27 protein-coding genes are annotated in these 22,074 nt (G+C 68.2%); 10 read left to right on the top strand and 17 right to left on the bottom strand.

From position 1 onward, the window contains the following. Positions 1-137 precede the first annotated feature (137 nt). Positions 138-1,169, top strand: a complete 1,032-nt coding sequence (locus tag ACOTSS_RS05685) for a fatty acid desaturase family protein (protein ID WP_448690551.1) — start codon at positions 138-140, stop codon at positions 1,167-1,169. Between the two features lie 3 nt (positions 1,170-1,172). Here ACOTSS_RS05685 and ACOTSS_RS05680 read toward each other — a convergent pair whose 3' ends face one another. Continuing rightward, the gene (locus tag ACOTSS_RS05680) at positions 1,173-1,652 is read right to left on the bottom strand and encodes an asparaginase domain-containing protein (RefSeq protein ID WP_448690550.1); all 480 of its coding nucleotides are present in this window, start codon (positions 1,650-1,652) and stop codon (positions 1,173-1,175) included. 115 nt (positions 1,653-1,767) lie between these two features. Further along, on the bottom strand, positions 1,768-3,369 hold the full coding sequence (locus ACOTSS_RS05675) for a lysine--tRNA ligase (RefSeq protein ID WP_448690549.1): 1,602 nt from the start codon (positions 3,367-3,369) through the stop codon (positions 1,768-1,770). Between the two features lie 105 nt (positions 3,370-3,474). Between ACOTSS_RS05675 and ACOTSS_RS05670 the strand changes: the two genes are divergently transcribed. Then, the gene (locus ACOTSS_RS05670; protein WP_448690548.1) at positions 3,475-3,843 is read left to right on the top strand and encodes a PilZ domain-containing protein; all 369 of its coding nucleotides are present in this window, start codon (positions 3,475-3,477) and stop codon (positions 3,841-3,843) included. Between the two features lie 47 nt (positions 3,844-3,890). Here ACOTSS_RS05670 and ACOTSS_RS05665 read toward each other — a convergent pair whose 3' ends face one another. Genes ACOTSS_RS05665 through alr form a run of 3 tightly spaced genes read right to left on the bottom strand, consistent with a single transcriptional unit; the run spans position 3,891 to position 6,660 of the window. Next, on the bottom strand, positions 3,891-4,238 hold the full coding sequence (locus ACOTSS_RS05665) for a RidA family protein (protein WP_448690547.1): 348 nt from the start codon (positions 4,236-4,238) through the stop codon (positions 3,891-3,893). A gap of 20 nt (positions 4,239-4,258) precedes the next feature. Next, entirely contained in the window at positions 4,259-5,518 is a 1,260-nt protein-coding gene (locus ACOTSS_RS05660; protein WP_448690546.1) for a D-amino acid dehydrogenase, read from the bottom strand. Then, positions 5,515-6,660, bottom strand: coding sequence for an alanine racemase (gene alr / locus ACOTSS_RS05655; protein ID WP_448690545.1), 1,146 nt, complete (start codon positions 6,658-6,660; stop codon positions 5,515-5,517). The genes ACOTSS_RS05660 and alr overlap by 4 nt, the downstream gene beginning before the upstream one ends. Positions 6,661-6,780: 120 nt before the next feature. Between alr and ACOTSS_RS05650 the strand changes: the two genes are divergently transcribed. From ACOTSS_RS05650 to ACOTSS_RS05640, 3 genes are all read left to right on the top strand, one after another. Beyond that, entirely contained in the window at positions 6,781-7,227 is a 447-nt protein-coding gene (locus ACOTSS_RS05650) for an Lrp/AsnC family transcriptional regulator (RefSeq protein WP_448690544.1), read from the top strand. A 150-nt stretch (positions 7,228-7,377) separates the two neighbouring features. Continuing rightward, positions 7,378-10,110 (top strand): ATP-dependent DNA helicase, encoded by a 2,733-nt coding sequence (locus ACOTSS_RS05645; RefSeq protein ID WP_448690543.1) that lies wholly within the window; start codon positions 7,378-7,380, stop codon positions 10,108-10,110. A gap of 54 nt (positions 10,111-10,164) precedes the next feature. Beyond that, positions 10,165-10,710 carry a SixA phosphatase family protein gene (locus ACOTSS_RS05640; RefSeq protein ID WP_448690542.1) on the top strand — a complete coding sequence of 182 codons (546 nt, stop codon included), beginning with the start codon at positions 10,165-10,167 and terminating at the stop codon, positions 10,708-10,710. A gap of 105 nt (positions 10,711-10,815) precedes the next feature. Here ACOTSS_RS05640 and ACOTSS_RS05635 read toward each other — a convergent pair whose 3' ends face one another. The 5 genes from ACOTSS_RS05635 to rpmF form a co-directional block, all read right to left on the bottom strand. Next, on the bottom strand, positions 10,816-11,217 hold the full coding sequence (locus ACOTSS_RS05635; protein ID WP_448690541.1) for a MerR family transcriptional regulator: 402 nt from the start codon (positions 11,215-11,217) through the stop codon (positions 10,816-10,818). Positions 11,218-11,231: 14 nt separating this feature from the next. Then, the gene (locus ACOTSS_RS05630) at positions 11,232-11,525 is read right to left on the bottom strand and encodes an integration host factor subunit alpha (RefSeq protein WP_448690540.1); all 294 of its coding nucleotides are present in this window, start codon (positions 11,523-11,525) and stop codon (positions 11,232-11,234) included. Positions 11,526-11,707: 182 nt separating this feature from the next. Further along, positions 11,708-12,673 (bottom strand): beta-ketoacyl-ACP synthase III, encoded by a 966-nt coding sequence (locus tag ACOTSS_RS05625; RefSeq protein WP_448690539.1) that lies wholly within the window; start codon positions 12,671-12,673, stop codon positions 11,708-11,710. After that, entirely contained in the window at positions 12,670-13,704 is a 1,035-nt protein-coding gene (gene plsX, locus ACOTSS_RS05620; protein WP_448690538.1) for a phosphate acyltransferase PlsX, read from the bottom strand. The genes ACOTSS_RS05625 and plsX overlap by 4 nt, the downstream gene beginning before the upstream one ends. Positions 13,705-13,725: 21 nt before the next feature. Further along, a complete protein-coding gene (gene rpmF, locus ACOTSS_RS05615; RefSeq protein WP_095383514.1) occupies positions 13,726-13,902 on the bottom strand; it encodes a 50S ribosomal protein L32 in 177 nt (58 codons plus the stop codon). Between the two features lie 454 nt (positions 13,903-14,356). On the opposite strand from rpmF, the gene ACOTSS_RS05610 reads away from it, so the two are divergent. Next, the gene (locus ACOTSS_RS05610; RefSeq protein ID WP_448690537.1) at positions 14,357-14,797 is read left to right on the top strand and encodes an MAPEG family protein; all 441 of its coding nucleotides are present in this window, start codon (positions 14,357-14,359) and stop codon (positions 14,795-14,797) included. 33 nt (positions 14,798-14,830) lie between these two features. Here ACOTSS_RS05610 and ACOTSS_RS05605 read toward each other — a convergent pair whose 3' ends face one another. From ACOTSS_RS05605 to ygfZ, 5 genes are all read right to left on the bottom strand, one after another. After that, positions 14,831-15,496 carry an MBL fold metallo-hydrolase gene (locus ACOTSS_RS05605; protein WP_303620931.1) on the bottom strand — a complete coding sequence of 222 codons (666 nt, stop codon included), beginning with the start codon at positions 15,494-15,496 and terminating at the stop codon, positions 14,831-14,833. A 55-nt stretch (positions 15,497-15,551) separates the two neighbouring features. After that, positions 15,552-15,728, bottom strand: coding sequence for a hypothetical protein (locus ACOTSS_RS05600; RefSeq protein ID WP_448690536.1), 177 nt, complete (start codon positions 15,726-15,728; stop codon positions 15,552-15,554). Positions 15,729-15,864: 136 nt separating this feature from the next. Beyond that, entirely contained in the window at positions 15,865-16,419 is a 555-nt protein-coding gene (locus ACOTSS_RS05595; protein WP_448690535.1) for a retropepsin-like aspartic protease family protein, read from the bottom strand. A gap of 51 nt (positions 16,420-16,470) precedes the next feature. After that, on the bottom strand, positions 16,471-17,079 hold the full coding sequence (locus ACOTSS_RS05590) for a hypothetical protein (protein WP_448690534.1): 609 nt from the start codon (positions 17,077-17,079) through the stop codon (positions 16,471-16,473). A gap of 32 nt (positions 17,080-17,111) precedes the next feature. After that, complete coding sequence (ygfZ, locus tag ACOTSS_RS05585) at positions 17,112-17,840, bottom strand: CAF17-like 4Fe-4S cluster assembly/insertion protein YgfZ (protein ID WP_448690533.1); 729 nt, start codon at positions 17,838-17,840, stop codon at positions 17,112-17,114. A 140-nt stretch (positions 17,841-17,980) separates the two neighbouring features. Between ygfZ and pyrC the strand changes: the two genes are divergently transcribed. Then, positions 17,981-19,003: a dihydroorotase gene (pyrC, locus tag ACOTSS_RS05580; RefSeq protein ID WP_448690532.1), complete on the top strand. Its 1,023-nt coding sequence runs from the start codon at positions 17,981-17,983 to the stop codon at positions 19,001-19,003. 140 nt (positions 19,004-19,143) lie between these two features. Here the strand turns inward: pyrC and rarD are convergent, their stop codons facing one another. Then, complete coding sequence (rarD, locus tag ACOTSS_RS05575) at positions 19,144-20,061, bottom strand: EamA family transporter RarD (protein ID WP_448690531.1); 918 nt, start codon at positions 20,059-20,061, stop codon at positions 19,144-19,146. A 25-nt stretch (positions 20,062-20,086) separates the two neighbouring features. After that, the gene (locus ACOTSS_RS05570; RefSeq protein WP_448690530.1) at positions 20,087-20,308 is read right to left on the bottom strand and encodes a hypothetical protein; all 222 of its coding nucleotides are present in this window, start codon (positions 20,306-20,308) and stop codon (positions 20,087-20,089) included. A 180-nt stretch (positions 20,309-20,488) separates the two neighbouring features. Between ACOTSS_RS05570 and ACOTSS_RS05565 the strand changes: the two genes are divergently transcribed. The 3 genes from ACOTSS_RS05565 to ACOTSS_RS05555 all read left to right on the top strand — a co-directional run bounded on the left by ACOTSS_RS05565 (position 20,489) and on the right by ACOTSS_RS05555 (position 22,066). Continuing rightward, positions 20,489-20,893: a glycine zipper 2TM domain-containing protein gene (locus ACOTSS_RS05565; RefSeq protein WP_448690529.1), complete on the top strand. Its 405-nt coding sequence runs from the start codon at positions 20,489-20,491 to the stop codon at positions 20,891-20,893. Between the two features lie 184 nt (positions 20,894-21,077). Beyond that, a complete protein-coding gene (locus ACOTSS_RS05560; RefSeq protein WP_448690528.1) occupies positions 21,078-21,629 on the top strand; it encodes a GNAT family N-acetyltransferase in 552 nt (183 codons plus the stop codon). Beyond that, positions 21,626-22,066 carry a DUF1330 domain-containing protein gene (locus ACOTSS_RS05555; protein ID WP_448690527.1) on the top strand — a complete coding sequence of 147 codons (441 nt, stop codon included), beginning with the start codon at positions 21,626-21,628 and terminating at the stop codon, positions 22,064-22,066. The genes ACOTSS_RS05560 and ACOTSS_RS05555 overlap by 4 nt, the downstream gene beginning before the upstream one ends. Positions 22,067-22,074: the final 8 nt, after the last annotated feature.

The following is a 22,074-nucleotide window of genomic DNA, read 5'->3' as shown; positions in this document are numbered from 1 at the left end:
ATCCTGCTGGTTCGACCCGGATGGAGCACTGTCAGAAAGGGGTTTCCAAATCCTTATTCTGAAAGGCGAAATCCCCCCATTGTTGCGCCATATCGGGAGGGGTTGGGTTTCGGTTCGCAACTTGTTATAGCTTGATCATGCCCGCCGTTCGCCTCTTGCCGCCCGACCGTTTCTTCGACCGCGCCGAATGGGCCGCGGTGACGCGCGCTTCGTCGTGGCGCGGCATCTGGCTGGTCGCGCACGCCTGGATCGTCAGCATCGCGGCGGTCGGCCTCGCCGCCTGGTCGGAAAATCCGGCCGCATGGCTGCTCGCGGTGATCCTCGTCGGCGGGCGCCAGCTCGGCCTCGCGATCCTGATGCACGACGCCGCGCATGGCGCGCTCCACCCGAACCGCAAGGTCAACAATTTCCTCGGCCAGTGGCTCACCGGCGCCGCGGTCGGATCGGACCTGATCGCCTATCGAACCTATCATCTGCAGCATCACAAATATACGCAGCAGCCCGAGGATCCCGACCTCTCGCTCTCGAAGCCCTTCCCCACCACCCGCGCCAGCCTGGGACGCAAGATCGTGCGCGACCTGAGCGGGCAGACCTTCTTCAAGCAGCGGATGGCGCAGTTCGCCTATGCGATCACCGGCCTCAAAGCGATGCTGCGCGGCGAAAAGCCGGAGAAGGCGCAGGGCGGGACGAAGGCGGGGACGCCGTTCAACAAGCAGTCCGACGACGGCATGACGTCGCCGACCGCCGACGTCGCGGGCGCGATGGCGGTGGCCCGCGCGGTCGGTCGATTCCTGCTGGTCCAGGCGGTGCTGCTCGCGGCGTCGCTGCTGCTCTATGGCTGGACGCCCTGGCTGCTGTGGCTCGCGGGGCTCGCGACAACCTTCCAGCTCTATCTGCGCATCCGCAACATCGCCGAGCACGCCTGCACGACGACGGGGAGCCAGGACCCCTTCACCCATGCGCGCACCACCCATGCGGGTTGGGTCGCGCGCGCGACGGTCGCGCCCTATTGGGTCAATTATCACGCCGAACATCATCTGTTCATGGGCGTGCCCTGCTATCGCCTGCCAGAGGTCCACGCCGCGCTCGGCCGCGCGGGCAAGCATGAGGCGATGACGATCGCGCCCAGCTACGGCGCGGTCTTGCGCCAGGTGACCGCGCTGGGCTGAGCCCTATTCGGCGACGAAGCGCGCCCCGGCGCGGTCCTTCACCGTCGTCGCGGGGTCGAAGATCATCCCGTTCATCGCGATATAGACCCCCGGCGGCAGCGTCTGCGCCGCGGCGAGCGCGAAGCCGACGTTGAACTCGGCATCGCTCGCGCGCACCGACGCCGGCTGCATCGCGCCGGTCATCACGATCGTCTTGCCCGCGATCCCCGCGAGCACCCGCCCGGTGACGACCATCGTGTCGGTGCCGTGGGTGACGAGGATGCGCGCGGCGTCGCTCGCCGCCACCGCGGCGCGGATCGCCTCGCGGTCGGCATCGGTGAGTTCGAGGCTGTCCTTGCGCATGAGCTGGGTGACGCGGTGCGGGACATGGACATTATTCTCGCGCAGCATGTCGGGGATCGCCGCGGGACCGATCTGGAACTCCGACAGGGCGTCGAAATAGACCTTGTCGATCGTCCCGCCGGTGGTGAAGATGTCGATCATAAGCACCCCTTGGTCATTGCGAGGAGCGCAGCGACGAAGCAATCTCCAGCTCTCGGCCTTAGTGCATGGCCGATGGCTGGGGATTGCTTCGCTTCGCTCGCAATGACGTTCCGTTTCACGCCAAAGCCTCGGCGATTAGCCGCCGCGTATTCTCCACCCCGAACAGCGCGATGAAGCTGCCCATGCGCGGGCCCGCACTCGATCCGAGCAGGGTCTCGTAGAGCGCCTTGAACCAATCTCGCAGATTTTCAAAGCCATAGACCTCGTTCTTGCCAATCTCATAGACGATATTCTGGATATCGTCGGCCGAGGCATCGGCAGGAAGCGCCGCGAGTTTGTCGTCGAGTTCGCGCAGTGCCGCGCCTTCGCCGCCCTGCGGCTTGCGGCGCTTCAGCGTCGGTGCGACGAAGTCGCGGTTGTACGCCATCGCATTGTCGATCAGCCGGTCGAGTTCGGGATAGCTGTCCGCATTCGCGCCCGCGACATATTGGCCGAGATAGCGCCAGATCTGATCCTTCGACGCGTCGGCACCCATCACCCCGACAAGGTTGAGGAGCAGCCCGAAGGTGACCGGCAGCACCGTATCCGGCATATCCTCGCCGCGCGCGACATGAACATGATGCACGGGATTGCCGAGCTTCTTGTCGGCTTCCTGCGCCGGATAATGGCCGCGCATCTGGAGATATTCGTCGACCGCCTTCGGGATCACCCCGATGTGGAGCTGCTTCGCCGACTTGGGTTCGCGATAGATATAGAAGGCGAGGCTTTCCTCGCTGCCATAGTCGAGCCATTGTTCGAGGCTGAGGCCGTTGCCCTTCGACTTCGATATCTTCTCGCCCTTTTCGTCGAGGAACATCTCGTAGATCAGCCCCTCGGGCTTGCGTCCGCCGAGCGCCTTCGCGATCTTGCCCGACTGTACGCCGCTGTCGGTCAGGTCCTTGCCGTACATCTCGTAATCGACGCCCAATGCGACCCAGCGCATCGCCCAATCGACCTTCCATTGCAGCTTGGCCCCGCCCGACAGGATGTTGTGCGTGACCGTCTCGCCCTCGTCCTCGAACGAGACGAGTCCGGCGTCGGCGTCGACCACCGTCACCGGGACCTGCAATACGATTCCCGACTTCGGACTCACCGGCAGGATCGGCGAATAGGTCGCCGCGCGCTCGGCGCGCAGCGTCGGCAGCATGATATCGAGGATGTCCTGATTGTGGCGCAGGACATTCCTCAGCGCGTCGTCGAACGCCCCCGACCGGTAGCGTTCGGTCGAGCTGACGAATTCATAGTCGAAGCCGAAACGGTCGAGAAATTCGCGCAGCATCGCATTGTTATGATGCGCGAAACTTTCATACTTTCCGAACGGATCGGGGATCGCGGTCAGCGGCTTGCCCAGATATTCGCGCAGCATGTCGCCGTTGGGCACATTGTCGGGAACCTTGCGCAGACCGTCCATGTCGTCGCTGAACGCAACGAGGCGCGTCGCCGCGCCGCCGGTCAACGCCTCATAGGCGCGGCGCACCATCGTCGTGCGCAGCACCTCGTTGAAGGTGCCGATATGCGGCAGGCCCGACGGGCCATAGCCGGTCTCGAACAGCATGGGTTCGCCGCCCGGCTTGCCATCGGGATAGCGTTTGACCAGCTTGCGCGCTTCCTCGAACGGCCAGGCCTTGGACGTTTGCGCGGGCTCGCGCAGCGACGGGTGAAGGTGCAAATCGGTCATGCCGCGCCCATAGCGGCAAGATGGCGGGTTTCGAAAGGCAAAATTGCCGCGCGGATCGCGATCATGGTTACCCGAAATTTACCATCTTTGCCGTAGCGTCGCCGCATGACCAGCTCCCTGCCCCGTACACCGCGCCATCACAGGCGCACCGCCGTCGACCTCGACATCGTCGTCAACGGCGTCCTCAATCATGTCGAGGGGCGGATCATCGACCTGTCCGAAGGCGGCGCGCGCATCGACGGCGCAAGCCTGCCCGCGCGCTCGCGCTGCGAGATCCATTATGGCGGCCAGACCGTCTATGCCGTCGTCATGTGGTCCGAAGTCGACCGCATGGGGGTACGCTTCCCCTATGAACTGACCCACGGCCCGCTCCACAAGGCGCTCGAACGCGCGCGCGGCGCGGCGATGGTCGATCCAGGGCAGATTTTCCGGGCCATGCGCCCGACGGGCTTCGGGCGCCGCGGGTTGAACTGAGGATCGTCAGCGGGAATCCGCGCGGCACCCGGCAGCCCAGCCCCGGTTCAGGCCAGGGCGGCGGTGACGATCACCTCGACCTTATAGTCGGGGGTCGCAAGCCGGACCTCACCGGTCGCGCGGGTCGGGGCATTGGCGCCGCCGATCCACTCTTCCCACACCGCGTTCATCGCGCCGAAATCGGCCATGTCGGCAAGCCAGATCGTCGCGGTCAGCAGGCGCGACTTGTCGGTGCCGGCCTCGGCGAGCAGGCTGTCGACCTGCGCGAGCACCGCGCGCGTCTGCGCGGTCGCATCCTCGCCCGGCGCGCCGACCTGGCCGGCGAGGTGGACGATGCCGCCGTGGATCACGGCCTGGCTCATGCGCGGGCCCGAATGAAGGCGCTCGATACTCATATTGGTCTCTCCTTTTGGGTTCAGTGCGAATAACGGTCGAACCCCAGCCCATCGGGATCGATCGGCGGAGCCTCTCCGCCGATGAGGCTGGCGATCAGGCGGCCCGAGCCGCATGCCATCGTCCAGCCCAAAGTGCCATGCCCCGCGTTGAGAAACAGGTTCGAAATCGGCGTCGCCCCGACGATCGGCGTGCTGTCAGGGGTCATCGGACGCAGCCCGCTCCAGAAATTCGACGACGCTTCATTGTCGGCGGCGCCCGGGAACAGGTCGTTCAGCGAATGGCGCAACGTGCCCTCGCGCCGCGCCGGAAGCGCGCGGTTGAAGCCAGAGAGCTCGGCCATCCCCCCGACGCGGATCCGGTTGCCGAGCCGGGTGATCGCGATCTTGTAGCTTTCGTCGAGCAGCGTCGAGACCGGCGCGCGTTCGGGATCGGCGACCGGCAGCGTGATCGAATAGCCCTTCACCGGATAAATGGGGAGGCGCAGTCCCAGCGGCCGCAGCAGCGCGGGGGAATAGCTCGCAAGCGCGACCAGATAGGCATCGCCGTGCAGTGGTCCCGCGTCGGTATGGACCGCGGCGATGCGGTCGCCCTCCTTCTCGATCCCCTCGATCCGCGTGTCGTAGCGCAGATCGACGCCCTTCGCGGGCAGCAGCGCGGCGAGCTTGTTGGTGAAGATATGGCAGTCGCCGGTCTCGTCGTGCGGCAGGCGCAATCCGCCGAGGAAGCGGTCGCGCGTGGCGGCGAGGCCGGGCTCGGCGCCGATACAGCCGTCGCGGTCGAGCAGTTCGTAGGGCACGCCATAATTCTGCAGCACCGCGATGTCGCCGGCGCTCGCGTCGAGCTGTTTCTCGGTGCGGAAAAGCTGGAGCGTGCCCTGCGAGCGCTGGTCATAGTCGAGGCCGAGCCGACCGCGCAGCGCGACGAGTTCGTCGCGGCTGAACTCGGCGAGCCGCACCATGCGGCTCTTGTTGAGCGCGTAGCGTGCCGCGGTGCAGTTGCGCAGCATCGCGAGGGTCCAGCGCAGCATCGCCATGTCGGGCCGCGGCTCGATGATCAGCGGCGCATGCTTCATGAACAGCCAGCGCAGCGCCTTCGCCGGAATGCCCGGCGCCGCCCATGGCGAGGCATAGCCCGGCGAAATCTCGCCCGCGTTGGCGAAGCTGGTTTCCAGCGCCGGCCCCGGCTGGCGATCGACGAGCACCACCTCGTGCCCCGCCTCGGCGAGATACCAGGCCGAAGTGACGCCGACGACGCCCGCGCCCAGAACGATGACCTTCATGGATTTTCCCCCGGCAGGACGATCTCGGCGTGGCCGTCCTCGACAAGGATGCGCGCGTGACGCGCGCCGAGCCGCGTCAATATCTCATAGGCGATGGTGCCGGCGTCGCGCGCGACGTCGGCGAGCGATTGCGACGGCCCCAGAAGCTCGACGAAATCGCCCTCGGCGAGATCATCTTCGGCCAGCGCGCCGATGTCGACGGTCAGGCTGTCCATCGACACGCGCCCGACAATCGGCAGCCGCGCGCCGCCGTGCCAGGCGGCGCCGACGCCGCCGAGGCAGCGCGGCCAGCCGTCGGCGTAGCCGAGCGCGATCGTCGCGAGCCGCTGCGGCGCGGGAGCGATATGATCGAGACCATAACCGACCCCCGTTCCCGCCGCGACGGTGCGGATCTGGAGCACGCGGGCGTCGAGCCGGACGACGGGGCGCAGCCCTTGCGCGTTCGGTCCCGGGTCCACCCCGAACAGCGCGACCCCGGGGCGTGCGATATCGCCATGAAAATCGGTCGGCAGGAAGACGCCCCCGCTATTGGCGATAGAGGCGGGCACGGCCGGGAAATGGGCGGCGACCGCGCGAAATGCCGCAAGCTGGTCGGCGTTCGCGGCGCGACCGGGTTCGTCGGCGCAAGCGAGATGGGTCATCAGCAGCCGGAGGTCGAGATCGCGCGGCAGCGCGGGATCGGCGGCGAGCGCGATAGCATCGTCCGCGGGCAGGCCGAGGCGCGACATGCCGCTGTCGACCTGCAGCGCAGCAGGAAGCGCGCAGCCAATCGCGCGGGCGTGGGCGCGCCAGCGCGCGGCCTGCGACAGTGAATTCAGCACCGGGACGGCGCCGGCAGTGGCGCACATCGCCTCGCTCCCCGGGTCGAGCCCGTTGAGGATGAAAATCGCGGCATCGGGGCCGATCGTACGCGCCAGCGGCTCCGCCTCGCAGAACTGGGCGACAAAGAAGGTGCGGCAGCCCTCGCGATAAAGCGCGGCGCCGACCCGCGCTACACCGAGGCCATAGGCGTTCGCCTTGACCACAGCACCGCAGCGCGCGGGCGCGACACGCTCGGCGAGCGTCCGGTAATTGGCGCGCAGCGCGTCGAGGTCGATGCCGAGGCGGCTCGAACAGGCTTCGAGGCAAGATGATGGCTGCATATCGCTCTCCCGCGGCAGGAGATAGCGAATATTATCCTCTATATTTCGCCGATTCGCTGTATAACCCCGCGCTGACTACGATAAAATTGGCATAATCTGCGAAAAATTGGAATTTTCCATATGCAAGCGCTCGACGACGCCGACCGGCGCATCCTGACCCGCCTCCGCCTCGATGCGCGTATCACCAACAGCGCGCTCGCCGCGGAGGTCGGCCTTTCGCCCTCAGCCTGCCTGCGGCGCGTGCGCCTGCTCGAACAATCGGGCGTGATCCGCGGCTATACCGCGATCGTCTCGGGCGCGGCGCCCGACGAGGGCACGATCGCGATCGTCCAGATCGAGCTCGAACGCCAGACCGAGGAATATCTCGTCCGCTTCGAGGCCGCGCTGCGCCGCCATCCCGAAATCCAGGAATGGTATCTGATGACCGGCGACGGCGACTATATCCTGCGCGTCCAGATCGCCGGGATCGACGATTATGGTGCGTTCCATCGCGACATCCTCTCGCGCTTGCCCGGCGTGTCGCGCATCACCTCCAGCTTCGCGATGCGCAGCCATCGCCGGATGTAGAAAGCGATCGGCCGGCTTCTCGACGGTTCGGGTAGCGACCTCCGGCTCAGCGAAACTTTCCGGCACCGGCCCGGCCCCTTTCTTTTCAGAGGAGTATCGCAAGGCTCTCGCGCCCTTGCCGCGTTCCTCTTTTGTCCCTAGCGTCGGGGCATGGCCCCCGTCCCCCTCTCCCTCCCCGCGATCCATGCGAGCCATGTCGGCATCTGGATCGCCGACGCCGCCGGGCGCGTGCAGCGGGTCGGGCGCGGGGAGGCGATCGCGGCGGTCGCGGCGACCCCGCACCTGCTGCTCGGCGCGCCGCTGACCGGCGACCGGTTGGGCTATCCCGAGCTGTCGGGGCTCGACCTGCTCGAACTCTTCGCCTTTCTTTATCCCGCGCGCTTCGCGGTCCCGACGCCGGCGGGCTTTGCCGCCGCGCTCGGGATCGATCCGCCGAAGGCAGAGGCCGAGATCGCGGCCTTCCTGCCGCGCGCCGCCGCCGCGATGCTGGACAGCCTCGGCGATCCCGGCTGGCCCGAGCGCGAAGGCGCGTGGCATAGTCTGCAGGCGCTCGCGCGGCAGCGCTGGCCGTGGACGCCGCTGGTCCAGCCACGACTCGATACGCCCGACAAGGCCGACCGCTGGCTGTTCGCGCGCCTGCCCGAATGGGAGGAAGCACCGCCGCGCGGGGCGCCGCGTCAGGTCCGCATCGAGGCGGCCGATGTCGCGGCGCGGCTGGGTCAGCTGACCGGCGACGGCGCCGAGCGCCGCCCCGGCCAGCAGGATTATGCCCGCGCCGTCGCCGCCGTTTTCGAACCGCGCGAGCGCAAGGACGCGCCGCAGATGCTGGTGGCCGAGGCGGGCACCGGGATCGGCAAGACGCTGGGCTATCTCGCCCCCGCCAAGCAGTGGATCGACGCATCGGCGGGCGCGGTCTGCATCTCGACCTTCACCAAGGCGCTGCAGCGCCAGTTGGCGCGCGAGACCGAAAAGCTCTACCCCGACGCCGCGACGCACCGCGAAAAGGTCGTGGTGCGCAAGGGGCGCGAGAATTATCTCTGCCTCCTGAACCTGGAGGACGCGCTGCAGGGCGGTTTTTCGGGCCGCGCTGCGATCCTCGCTCAGCTCGTCGCGCGCTGGACCGCCTATACGCGCGACGGCGACATGATCGGCGGCGACCTGCCCGGCTGGCTTCCCGCGCTGTTCCGCCGCAACGGCACCACCGCGCTCACCGACCGGCGCGGCGAGTGCATCTACGCGGGCTGCCCGCATTTCCGCAAATGCTTCATCGAGCGCTCGGCGCGCGCCGCAACGCAGGCCGATATCATCATCGCCAATCATGCGCTGACAATGGTGCAGGCGGCGCGCCCGCGCGACGGTGGCGGCCCCGCGACGCGGCTGATCTTCGACGAGGGCCATCATCTGTGGGACGCCGCCGATTCGATGTTCGCCGCGGCGCTGACGGGGCAGGAAGCGGTCGAGATCCGCCGCTGGATCCTGGGCCCCGAGGGCAAATCGCGCGGGCGGCGGCGCGGGCTCGCGGCGCGGCTCGCCGACGTCGCGAGCTATGACGAGGCGGGCGAGCAGGCGATCCAGATGGCGATCGCCGCCGCCGCCGAACTGCCCGGCGACGGCTGGCTCGCGCGGCTCGCCGAGAACGACCCGTGGGGCGCGATCGAGCGGCTGCTCGCGGCGGTGCGCGCGCAGGTCTATGCGCGCGGCGCCGATCCGAAGAGCGCCGACAGCGGCTACGGCCTCGAAACCGAGCTCGCCGATCCCGACGGCGCGCTGGTGAGCGCCGCCGCCGCGGCGAGCGATGCGATCGAGGCGCTGCTGCGGCCGCTGCTCGCGCTCGGCAAGCGGCTCGACGCGTTGATCGAGGACCCGCCCGACTGGCTCGACGGACAGGCGCGCGCGCGCGTCGACGGCGCGCGCGCCAGCCTCGGCACGCGGATCGACACGCTGGGCGCATGGCTGTCGCTGCTCGGCCGCGTCGGCGGGCCCGCCGACCCCGATTTCGTCGACTGGCTCGCGGTCGACCGTTTCGACGGGCGCGAATATGATTGCGGCCTGCATCGCCACTGGCTCGACCCGGCACGTCCGGTCGCCGAGATCGTCTACCGCCCGGCGCAGGGCGTGCTCGTCACCTCGGCGACGCTGCGCGGCGGGCATCATGCCGGCGCGGGCTGGGCCGACGCCGACATTCGCACCGGGGCGCGGCACATGGACGGCCATGTCGGGCATTTCGCCGTCGCGAGCCCTTTCGACTATGCGCGCCAGTCGGAGGTGCTGATCGTCACCGACATCGCGCGCGGCGACCTCCCCGCGCTCGCGGGCGCCTACAGCCGGCTGATCGAGGCGTCGGGCGGCGGGGCGCTCGGCCTGTTCAGCGCGATCCGGCGGCTGCGCATCGTCCATGCGCGCATCGCCGACCGCCTCGCGCGCGCGGGCCTGCCGCTCTATGCTCAGCATGTCGACCCGCTCGACACCGGGACGCTCGTCGACATCTTCCGCGCCGACCCCCACGCCTCGCTGCTCGGCACCGATGCCTTGCGCGATGGCGTCGACGTCCCCGGTGATTCGCTGCGGCTCGTCGTCATGGAGGGGGTGCCCTGGCCGCGCCCGACGATCCTCCACGCCGCGCGCCGCGCCGCGCAGGGCGGCGGCGCCTATGACGATATGGTGATCCGCGGCCGCATCGCGCAGGCGTTCGGCCGGCTGATCCGCCGCGCCGACGATTTCGGGCAGTTCGTGATGCTCTCGCCCAGCTTCCCATCACGGCTGCTCGGCGCCTTTCCCGAAGGGACGCCGATCCGCCGCCTGCCGCTCGACGAAGTGGTGAATCACGTCGCCGCAGCCAATGTCGCGCAGCGCGGCCGCGCATATGCCTTCCCACCGTCATGAGTTTGCGGCACAAGGCGGCGATTCGGGGACAGCGCCGACAGGTGGGGAGAGATTTTGAAGACGTTGACGATCCTGCGCCACGCCAAATCGGGCTGGGACGCCCCCGTCGAGCGCGATTTCGACCGTCCGATCAATATGCGGGGCCGGCGCGGCGCCGAACTGGTCGGCCAGTATCTGAAGCGGCAGGGGCTGCCCGTCGAGCGCATCGTCGCCTCGCCCGCGGTGCGCGTGACCGAGACGCTCGACATCTTCCAGCCCGCAGCGGGGCTCGCGGCCATCGAGCCGCACTGGGACCGGCGCATCTATCTCGCCTCGGCGGCGACGCTGATGGACGTGGTCCGCGACACCGGCGACGACGCCGATCATGTGCTGATCGCGGGGCATAATCCCGGGCTCGAGGATCTGATCCTGATGCTGGTTCCCGAATCGGCGGGCGATGCGCTGCGCGCCGAGGTCGAGGAAAAGCTGCCGACTTCCGCGCTCGCGCGGCTCGAACTCGACATCGACGATTGGCACGCGCTCGAGGCGGGACAGGCGCGCTTCGCGCTGTTCATCCGCCCGCGCGACCTCGACCCGGCGCTGTCGCCGGCGATCGACTAGAGTGTTTTCAAGTCAGGTGGAATCACCTGACGACTCGGAAAACACGGTAAAACAAGAATCTAGAGTGCCGGTTTTGATTCCATCAAAACCGAACGCACTCTTGGCTCAGCCGGCGTCGAGCGCCGCGGCCAGCCGCTGGCGAAGCGCGACGAGCGCCGCGAGCGGCACGCCGCCCGCGGCGGGGGCCGGCGACGACGCGGTGTCCAGAGGCGGCGTGGGCGCGGCGACCGCCTCAGCCTTGCCCCCGCCCGACAGCGCCTTGCGCGCGCCTTCGACGGTGAAGCCCTTCACATGCAGCAGATGATGAATGCGCTCGGCGAGCGCGACGTCCCCCGGGCGGTAATAGCGACGGCGGCCCGAGCGCTGAAGCGGCCGAAGCTCGGGAAAACGCGTTTCCCAATAGCGCAGCACATGGGTCGGCACCCCGATCCGGTCGGCGAGCTCGCCGATCGACAGCATCGCACCCGCCGCCTTGCCGCCGTCGCCGCGCTCGTCGAAATCGGGCATGGCCGATCCCCGGCTCAGCTACCGGCGACGCGGGCCCGCATCGCCTGGCTGGCGCGAAAGGTCATCACGCGGCGCGGCAGGATGGGTACCTCGATGCCGGTCTTGGGATTGCGGCCGATGCGCTGCGCCTTGTCGCGCAGCACGAAGGTGCCGAAGCCCGAAATCTTCACATTCTGCCCGTCGGACAGCGCGTCGGACATGTGCGACAAGATGCTCTCGACGATCGTTGCCGATTCGTTGCGCGACAGCCCCACCATCTGATTGATTCGCGCCGCGATGTCGGCGCGGGTAAGCGTTCCTGCAGCCATGTTCGTCCCTTCCCCTCCTGAAGCGATAACCGAAGCCGGTTCCCGGAAGGTCCCCCACCGTCACGAGTCCCGCGCATAGTTGTAACAAAAGCGAATAAATCCGCAAAACTGAAACGGATGGACAGAGAAGTTGAAGCGACGAACGCCGCGGAAACAGTCTCGACGACGCCCGCAGGGCCGGTTCAGACCCGCAGGACCGCCGCGCCCCAGGTGAAGCCGCCGCCCATCGCCTCGAGCACGACGAGGTCGCCGCGCCGGATTCGCCCGTCGCGCACCGCGAGATCGAGCGCGAGCGGCACCGATGCCGCCGACGTGTTGGCGTGCTGATCGACGGTCAGCACGACGCGCTCGGCGGGAAGGCCGAGCTTCTTCGCGGTCGCGTCGATGATGCGCTTGTTCGCCTGGTGCGGCACGACCCAGTCGATGTCGGCCGGCGAGAGTCCAACGTCGGCCAGAACCTCGCCGAGCACCGCGGCGAGGTTGGTGACAGCGTGGCGGAATACCTCGCGCCCCTGCATCCGCACATGGCCGACGGTTCCCGTCGTCGAGGGGCCGCCGTCGACATAGAGCATGTCGCAATATTGCCCCTCGGCGTGGAGCCGCGTCGCGAGGATGCCGCGGTCGTCCGCGACCTCCTCGGCCGACAGCACCACCGCGCCGGCGCCGTCGCCGAACAGTACGCAGGTCGTGCGGTCCTCCCAGTCGAGGATGCGGCTGAAGGTTTCGGAGCCGATGACCAGGGCATGCTTTGCCGCGCCGGTGCGCAGCATCGAATCGGCGACCGACACCGCGTAGAGAAAGCCCGAGCAGACTGCGGCGACGTCGAAGGCGATGCAGTCGGGCGCGCCGAGCAGCGCCTGCACCTTGGTCGCGCTCGCCGGGAAGGTATTGTCGGGGGTCGCGGTCGCGACGATGATCAGCCCGATGTCCGATGCCTCGAGTCCCGCGGCGGCGAGCGCCTCCTTGGCGGCCGCGGCGGCAAGCGTCGCCGTCGTCTCGTCGGGCTCGGCGATATGGCGGAAACGGATGCCGGTGCGCTCGACGATCCATTCGTCGCTGGTGTCGACGCGCCGCGCGAGCTCTTCGTTCGAGACGCGCGTGCGCGGCAGCGCCGAGCCGGTGCCGGTGAGGATGGCGCGAAGCGTCATGCTGCGGCGCTCCCGCGGAAATTGGCGAGATCCTCGGTCACCTGACGCGTGATATCCTTTTCGACGAGTTCGGCGCACAGATGCACCGCGTTGGCGACCCCCTTCGCATCGGCGCTGCCGTGGCTCTTGAGCACCACGCCGTTGAGGCCGAGGAACACGGCGCCATTGTGATTATTGGGATCGAGATGGTGGCGCAGCAACTCGGTCGCCGGGCGCGAGATCAGGAAGCCGATCTTCGAACGAACCGACGAGGTGAAGGCGCGGCGGAGCAGGTCGGTGACGAAGCGCGCCGTCCCCTCGATCGTCTTCAATGCGATGTTACCCGAAAAGCCGTCGTGAACGACCACGTCGACATGACCGCGCGACAATTTGTCGCCCTCGATGAAGCCGGTGAATTCCATCGGGAGGTGCTCGGCGCCGCGCAGCATCGCGGCGGCGTCGCGAATCTCGTCGGTGCCCTTCAGTTCCTCGGTGCCGATGTTGAGCAGCGCGACGCGCGGGCGTTCGAGCCCCATCGCGGTGCGCGCATAGGCGGCGCCCATCACCGCGAACTGGACGAGGTTGGTCGCGTCGCAATCGGTGTTGGCGCCCAGGTCGAGCATGACGACGTCATTGTCGCCGAGCGACGGCAGCAGCGCCGCGAGCGCCGGCCGGTCGATCCCCGGCATCGTGCGCAGCGCGAGCTTCGCCATCGCCATCAGCGCGCCGGTGTTGCCCGCCGAAACCGCACCGCCCGCGTCGCCGCGCTTCACCGCGTCGATCGCGAGCCCCATCGAGCTGCCACGGCCGTTGCGCAGCGCCTGGCTCGGCTTGTCCTCGCCCGACACGACCTTGTCGGTGTGGATGATCTCCGACGCCGCGCGCAGGTTCGGGTGGTTGTCGAGCGCGGTCTTGATCCGCGTCTCGTCGCCGACAAGCAGAAAGCGGAGACCGTCGTGCTGATGACGCGCCATCGCCGCGCCCGCGCACATCACGCGGACGCCGACGTCACCGCCCATCGCATCGATCGCGATTCGCGGTGTCAGGCTCATCGGGACGCTCTCCGGCTTGGCTTAAGCGCCGGCCACCACTTCGCGGCCGTTATAATGGCCGCAAGCGTTGCAGAGGTTGTGCGGACGCTTCAGCTCGCCGCAGTTCGGGCATTCCTGATAGGCTTCGACCTTCAGGCTGTCGTGGCTGCGACGCATGCCGCGCTTCGAGGGCGATGTTTTTCGCTTGGGGACGGCCATGATATATCCTGTATTCTCAAACTGTTCGTTACGAATCGGCAAACCCGGATTTGTCGTGCCCGTTACCGGAAACGACTGGCCCGCCCGCCGCGCCGAAGGCTGTTCCCGTTCGAAAAGGACAGGAAAATCTTCCGCCGGAAGGTGCCTCAACGCCTGATGGTGTCGGGTGCCGGATCGGGCGCGGCTATAGCGTTTTTGCCCGCAAAGGCAAGCCCCGAGGAATGCCGGCGGTGACGTTGTCCGGCTTTGTAAAGCTCGGCCACCCTCCTAGTCACCCCGGACTTGATCCGGGGTCCCGCTTTTCCACGCTGCCGAGCGGGAAGCCGGATCAAGTCCGGGGTGACGAAACCAGCAAAATCACACGCGCTTTTCGAACGGCTTTGCCACGGGAATGCTTGCCCGCTCCGCCCGACAATGCCACATCGGACGCGATAACCGCAGGAGGGGAAAGCCGATGACGATGTTGCCGATCAGCCTGACGATCGCCGCGGGGGCGGCGCTGCTCAACATCTGGCTCGCGACGCGCGTCGGCCGGGTGCGGACGAAGGAAAAGATCTTCGTCGGCGACGGCGGCAACGAGGCGGTGATCCGCCGGATGCGCGCGCACAGCAATTATGTCGAGAACACCGCCTTCGTGCTGATCCTGCTCATTCTCGTCGAACTGGGACTCGGTTCGTCGATCTGGCTGTGGGCGGTCGGCGCGCTCTATCTGGTCGGCCGCATCCTCCACGCGCTCGGCATGGACGGGATGATGTGGGGCCGCATGGCGGGGACCGCCATCACCATGCTCACCCAGGCCGGGCTCGCGATCACCGCGCTGGTCGCGGTCTACACGACGCCGACGACGATCATTGCCACCGAGGTGCAGGAAACCGAAGCCGTCGCTCCGAACTGACGGTCTCCCCTCCCGCTTGCGGGAGGGGAAATTCTACGCTTCGAGCGCCGCATCGCCGACATAGGGATTGGTCCGCCGCTCCTGCGCGAAATTGCTGTGCGGGCCGTGCCCCGGCAGGAAGACGGTGTCGTCGCCGAGCGGCCACAGCTTTTGGGTGATCGATGCGAGCAGCTGCTGATGGTCGCCGCGCGGAAAATCGGTGCGGCCGATCGAGCCCTGGAACAGGACGTCGCCGACGATCGCCAGCTTCGAGGGGCGATGATAGAAGACGACGTGCCCCGGCGTGTGTCCGGGGGTGTGGATAACGTCGATCGTCAGATTGCCGACGGTGACGGTGTCGCCGTCGACGAGCCAGCGGTCGGGCTCGAACGGCTCGCCCGACATGCCGAAGCGCGCGCCGTCCTCGCCGAGCCGCTCGATCCAGAAGCGGTCGTCCTCGTGCGGCCCCTCGACCGGCACGCCGAGTTCCTTCGCGAGCACCCCCGCCTGCCCGCAATGGTCCATATGGCCGTGGGTGACGAGGATCTTCTCGACCTCGACCCCGGTCTGGCGCACCGCCTCCTTCAGCTTGTCGAGGTCGCCGCCGGGATCGACGAAGGCCGCCTTGTTCGTCTCGGTGCACCAGAGCAAGGTGCAATTCTGCTGAAAGGCGGTGACGGGCACGACGGCGGCGCGCAGCGGCGGATTGGGAGCGTTCATGGCCGCTGATGTGGGGAAAAGCGGCGGGGATGGCAAGGGTTGTCGCCCCCCAACTCTACGGCATGACCAGCCAGCCGGCGATGGCCCCGCCCGCCACGAGCGCGGGCGTCACCCACATGCCCTTGAGGCGCCAGGCGGCGGCCAGCGCGACGCCGAAGCGCAGGAATTTCAGGAACAGCGCGGTCAGGCTCAGCCGCGACGGGTGGACAGGGGCGGGGATGTTGGTCGTCATATAACGCTCCGAGCGCCGCGAACGCGGCGGGTGGAGCGGAACTTGGACGAACCCGTCTGAACGGGCGTCCGCGTCGGCCCGTCCCGCACCTTATCGGTCCGTGCCGATGCGCGAGTCAATGCGTTACCTGCGGCTCTTACCGCAGCGTCATCGTGTCGCCTTCGATCGTCACCGCGTCGAGCTTCGACAAATAGCTCTGGCCGAGCAGCGAGACGCCCATGTCGGTATCGACCACCGCCGCCGCGACGCCGCGCACTTCGATACCGTCGACCTCGACGCTGCGCAGCATCACCGGGCGCACGGGCACGTCGCCGCCCGCGGTGCGCGCGCTGCCCGCGACGGGAAGGCGGTCGACGTCGATGCCGATCGCCTCGGCATCGCGCCGGGTCAGCGCGACGATCGAGGCGCCGCTGTCGACCATCATCCGGATGCTCGCACCGTCGACGTCGGCGTCGGCATAGAAATGCGAATCGCCCGCGCGGTCGAGCCGGACCTCGCCTGATGCTCCGGCCGCCACCGGCGCCGGCGACCAGCCACCCTTGGCACGGCGCTCGGTCGTCCAATTATTGTTGCGGTCGTCCGAATCCAAAGAAGCCTGCGCGCGATCGGGGGCCGAGCGGCTGGCGATCCCCGCCATGCCGATCGACGCCGCCGCGATCACCGCGGCCAGACCGAGAAAACGCCCCAACATGCCGCGCTTTTCGCACAACGGCGTTGGGGAATGGTTAAGCGCGAAGCGGGCTCAGCCGCGCTCGACGAAGGCGCGCCAGGTCGGTGCGCCGCCGCGCAGCGAATAGGTGATGCGCGCGCAGGCATAGGGCCGCCCCGCCCTGTTGTCCGCCTCGGCGGCGGTTTCCGGCCACGCCGCCGCGCCGTCCTGCCCGGCGGCCCAGCACACCAGCGCCTCGGCCTCGGGCCGCGCCGCGATCTCGGCGCGGTCGGCGGCACTGTAGGCGGCGGGAACGCTCCAGCCGAAGATCCGGCGCTCGATAGGCTCCGACGCCGCGAACAGCGGTGCGAAGGCGGCGCAGCGGTCGGCGAGCAGCGCGGCGACCGCCTGCCGTTCGGCCGCGCCGAGCCAGCGTCCGCCGAGCAGCGGCTGCCAGCGCGCGGGTTCGCGCGAGCGCAGCGCGGGGAGCAGCTCGTCCGCCGCCGCGACGAAGCGCGCGAGCCAGGGCGAATCCGCGGCGAGCGGTGCGAGCTTCGCGGGTTCGGTGGCGGGTCCGGGCTCGATCGGCACCAGCGGCGCCGTGCCAGCGATCGGCGCAGGGGGCGCGGCGCAGTCCTGTGCTGCGGCCGGCAGGGCGGCGAAGGCGGCGACCAGTGCCGACGGGATCAGAAGCGCACGCATGGGCGGCATCATATCACGTCCGGCTGCATGCGTCATGAACCGGACGCGGCCAGCCCTTCGCGCAGCCATCCCGGCGCCTTTGCGGCGTCGATCGTCTCGACGCGGCGATGCTCGACCGACCAGCCGAGCTCGGGATAGGCGACGATCTGCCGCGCTGGTTCGGCCGCGGCGATCGGCACCACGACCAGCCGCCGGTTGACCTTCTGCCGCCAGTTCATCCGCGCGGTATTCTCCTGTCCGACATAGCAGCCCTTGGAAAAGCTGACGCCATTCAGCTCGGCGGCATTGCATTCGAGCCACAGCGTCGTGCCGTCGCCGAGCTCGGCGCGCCCTTCGGTGACGCCGAGCGGCAGCCGGTGCGCGCGCCAGCCGGCGTCGACGCCCTCGCCCTCGTCTGGCGACCCGAGCCAGCGCTGGCCGAGATCGGCGAGCCGCGGGTCGGGTTCGCCGAGGTCGCCAAAGGGCGCCCAATGCACCGCGAGCCCCTCCTCGCGCGCGATGGTGATCGCCCGGCGCAGGCGATAGAGGGTCAGCCGCCTGACAAGGTCGTCGGCGGCCTCGCGCTCGCAATCAACCAGCAAATCGTCCTCATCGCCCCAGATGAGGAAGTCGAACAGCACTTTCCCCTGCGGCGTCAGCAGCGCCGCCCAGACCGGCAGATTGCCCGCCACGTCGTTGGTGACGAGGCCCTGAAGGAAGCCGCGAACATCGTCGCCCGACAGGCGGATGAGGGCACGATCGTTGAGGGTTGTGTTAGACATGAGCGGACAATAGGGAGCGCGCGAGCCAACTTAAAGCCCCTCCCCTTCAGGGAAGGGGTTGGAGTGGGGTCCATCGGCCTTGCTCTATGTTTCGAGACCCCACCCCCGGCCCCTCCCCTGAAGAGGAGGGGGGAGACAGTATGACCGACCGCCTGACCATCCGCCGCCCCGACGACTGGCACGTGCATCTGCGCGACGGCGCGATGCTGGCCCATGTCGCTCCGTACACGGCGCGCCAGTTCGCGCGCGCGATCGTGATGCCCAACCTGGCGCCGCCGGTGACGACGGCCGCCGAGGGCGTCGCCTATCGCGACCGCATCCGGGCCGCGGTGCCCGCCGATCTCGACTTCACTCCGCTGATCGTCGCCTATCTGACCGACCACAGCGACGCGGGCGAGATGGCGCGCGGCCATGCCGAGGGCGTCTTCACCGCCGCGAAACTCTACCCCGCGCATGCGACGACCGGCAGCGCGCACGGCGTCACCGACGTCGCGAACATCATGCCCGTGCTCGAACGCATGCAGGCCATCGGCATGCCCTTGCTGATCCACGGCGAGGTCACCGATGCCGAGGTCGACATCTTCGACCGCGAGGCGGTGTTCATCGAGCGCACCCTCGCGCCGCTGGTGAAGGCGCTGCCGGAACTCAAGATCGTCCTCGAACATATCACCACCGCCGAGGCCGCGCAGTTCGTCGCCGACGCGCCTGCCCATGTCGCCGCGACGATTACCCCGCAGCATCTCCACATCAACCGCAACGCGATGCTCGTCGGCGGCATCCGGCCGCACGCCTATTGCCTGCCCGTCGCCAAGCGCGAGCATCACCGCCTCGCGGTGCGCGCCGCCGCCACCTCGGGTTCGCCCAAATTTTTCCTCGGCACCGACAGCGCGCCGCACGCGGTCCACACCAAGGAGGCGGCGTGCGGCTGCGCGGGAATCTTCAACGCGCCTTACGCGCTCGAATCCTATGTGACGGCGTTCGACGAGGATGGCGCACTCGACCGGTTCGAAGGCTTCGCGAGCGAACATGGTCCGCGCTTCTACGGCCTGCCGCTCAACGAGGGCACCATCACCCTCGAGCGCGGCGAAACCGTCGTTCCCGACCGGGTCGGCGAAGTCGTTCCCTTCCACGCCGGCGAAACGCTCGGCTGGCGGATCGTCTAGGACGGATCGACATTCAGAAGATGGCGAGTCGAAAATGGTGGTTTTCCGCGACCCGGAGCGCAGCGTGCTAATGGCACGTGAGCACCGGAAGCGCGGAAGGCCGCCATTTGCAGGCCGCCAGGGCTAAATGTCGATCCGTCCTAGGGCGTCGGCGGCACGCGCGGCGCGCGGGCCTTCACCCACATGTCGAAGCTGAACACCGCGATGCTGATCCAGATCAGCAGGAAGCAGAAGAGCTGCGCAGGCTTCAGCGGCTCGTCGAACAGGAAGAGGCTGAGCAGGAAGACGATGCTCGGCGCGAGATACTGGCAGAAGCCGAGCGCCGCATAGCTCATCCGCCGCGCCGCTGTCGCGAACATCAGCAGCGGGATCGCGGTCACCGCGCCCGCCGAGACGAGCAGCCAGCTGATCGCGCCGCCCGATCCGAAGCCGACGCCGTCGCCCGCCTGGACATAGAAGGCCGCGATCGCGAGCGCGGGCAGGAACAGCAGCGTCGTCTCGATCGCCAATCCCGGCAGCGCGCCGACCGGCGCCACCTTGCGGAGCAGGCCATAGACGCCGAAGCTGAGCGCCAGCGTCAGGCTGATCCACAGCGTGTCGAGCGCGCCCGCGAGCAGGATGGCGACCCCGACCCCGGCGATCGCCACCGCGACCACCTGCAGCCGGCTCAGCCGCTCGCCGAGGAAAACCATGCCCAGCATCACATTGACCAGCGGATTGAGATAATAGCCGAGGCTCGACGCGAGCACGTGACCCGAGAAGATCGAATAGATGTAGACGAGCCAGTTGAGCGCGATCAGCAGCGCGCTCGCGAGCAGCAGCCGCAGCACGCGCCAGTCCTTCAGCGCCGCCAGATAATCGCCGATCTGGCGGCGGAAGAGCATGATGACGAAGCAGAGCGGCAGCGACCAGATGATGCGCTGCGACAGCACCTCGACCGGCGGCACGCTTTCGAGCAGCTTGAAGAAAAGCGGGACGAAGCCCCAGATCGTATAGGCGCCCAACGCGTAGGGCAGCCCTCCCTGGTCGCTCCCCGCGGGGGCCGGCGGTCGGTTCATGGTCTTGCTCTTGCGGTCGGTGGGGTCAGATGATGCCGCCGCCCATCATCAGGCGCAGCACGCCGATGACGATGACGACGATATTGAGGTTGCGGCCGCTGGTCCGGTTCGACATCGCGCCGAGCGCGAGCCCGACCACCGCGATCGGCACCACCACCCAATTCGCCCAGCCGAGCAGCGGGATGAAGGCGGGAATGGCCAGAATCAAGGCGATAACGCCGATGACGATCGAAGCGATGTTGAGCATGGGCATAGTGTCGCACGCCGTCCGAAGCCCGGCAAGACCCTTTCGGTTCGTCGACGCCAGCACTCGGCTCGTCTTGTTGCCTTGGGTTCATGCAACGCAGTTCAGCCTGCATCCGTTCTCACACCGAAACGCCCGGATGCCGACAAGGGATCGAGGCGTCGAACCAGGAAAGGACTTGTAATGCGTAATTTCACCAAGAGCCTGCTGGGCGCGTTCGCGGCGATCGGCGTTGCCGCCACCGCCCCCGCCTATGCCGGCATCTCGACCGCGGCACCGGCGCAGGGTCACGTCTTCGTCAAGGCCGACCAGGACGCCGGCTTCTATCGCAAGAAGCGCCATCATCGTTCCTATGCGCGCGACCAGCGCGTCAATTCGAACACCCGCATCTGGCGCGGTAGCGATGGCCGCTATCGCTGCAAGAAGGACAACGGCACCACCGGCCTGCTGATCGGCGGCGCGGTCGGCGGTCTCGCGGGCCACGAGATCGCGGGCGACGGCGACAAGCTGCTCGGCACCGTGCTCGGCGCCGCGGGCGGCGCGCTGCTCGGCCGCGAGATCGACCGCGACAAATATCGCTGCCGCTAAGGCACAGAGAACCGTTACGGGTACGGGTTCGAGACCCCTCCACCCGCACCGCGTGATGGAGAGGGCGTCGGCTTCGGTCGGCGCCCTCGTCGTTTGCGCCCGATGCGCCAGCGATTGCGCCTTGCCCCCGCTGGCGTCTTCGCCCAGAAACGGGGCCTTGTCCCGCCGCTTCGAAAGGATCGCCATGCTGAACGGCCCCCTTCTCGTCACCGAGCGGCTGATCCTGCGCCCACCCGCCGCCGAGGATTTCGACGCTTTCGCCGAAATGTGCGGCGAGGAAGACACGATGCGCTTCATCGGCGGCGCCTGCCCGCGCGCGCAGGCGTGGCGGCTCTGGTGCACACTCGCGGGCGCGTGGCACATCCGCGGCTTTTCGATGTTCTCGGTGATCGAGCGCGCGACCGGCGAATGGGTCGGGCGGCTCGGCCCGTGGGAGCCCGACGGCTGGCCGGGCGCGGAAATCGCCTATGGCGTGCGCGCGAAATTCGCCGGCAAGGGCTATGCCTTCGAGGGCGCGGTGGCCGCGTGCGACTTCGCGGTCGAATTCCTGAAATGGCCCGAATTGATGCACAGCATCGACCCCGCCAACCATCGCTCGCAGGCGCTGGCGAAGCGGCTCGGCGCGACGAACAGCGGCCCCACCCGCCTCCCCGCCCCCTTTCAGGACGCCCCGGTCGACGCCTGGACGCAAAGCGCCGACCAGTGGCGGCAAAAGCGCAAGGAGCTGACGCCATGACCGACCATCATGTCGACCCCGAACGCGCGCAGTTCGACGCCTTCAAGGCGCTGCCGCGCGACACGGTGATCCATATGCTCAACCTCGTGCGTTTCCGCGACACGGCCGCCTATCCCGCCGAGCATCCGCTCGCCGGACGGCATCTGACCGGCGCCGAGGCCTACGGCCATTACGGCGCCGACAGCGGCCCGATATTCCAGCGTGTCGGCGGGCGCATCGTCTGGCGCGGCACGATGGAGGCGATGGTGATCGGCCCCGAGGGCGAGCATTGGGACGCGATCTTCGTCGCCGAATATCCGAACAGCGGCGCCTTCATGGAAATGGTCACCGACCCCGTCTACCGGCAGGCGGTGGTCCACCGCCAGGCGGCGGTCGAGACCTCGCGGCTGATCCGCTGCAATCCGAAAGCGTCTCGCTCCGAGACAGTTTTCGGCTAACAAAGCCT

The sequence above is a fragment of the Sphingopyxis sp. NJF-3 genome, assembly GCF_053514865.1.
This window is presented reverse-complemented; position numbering and strand designations above follow the sequence as displayed.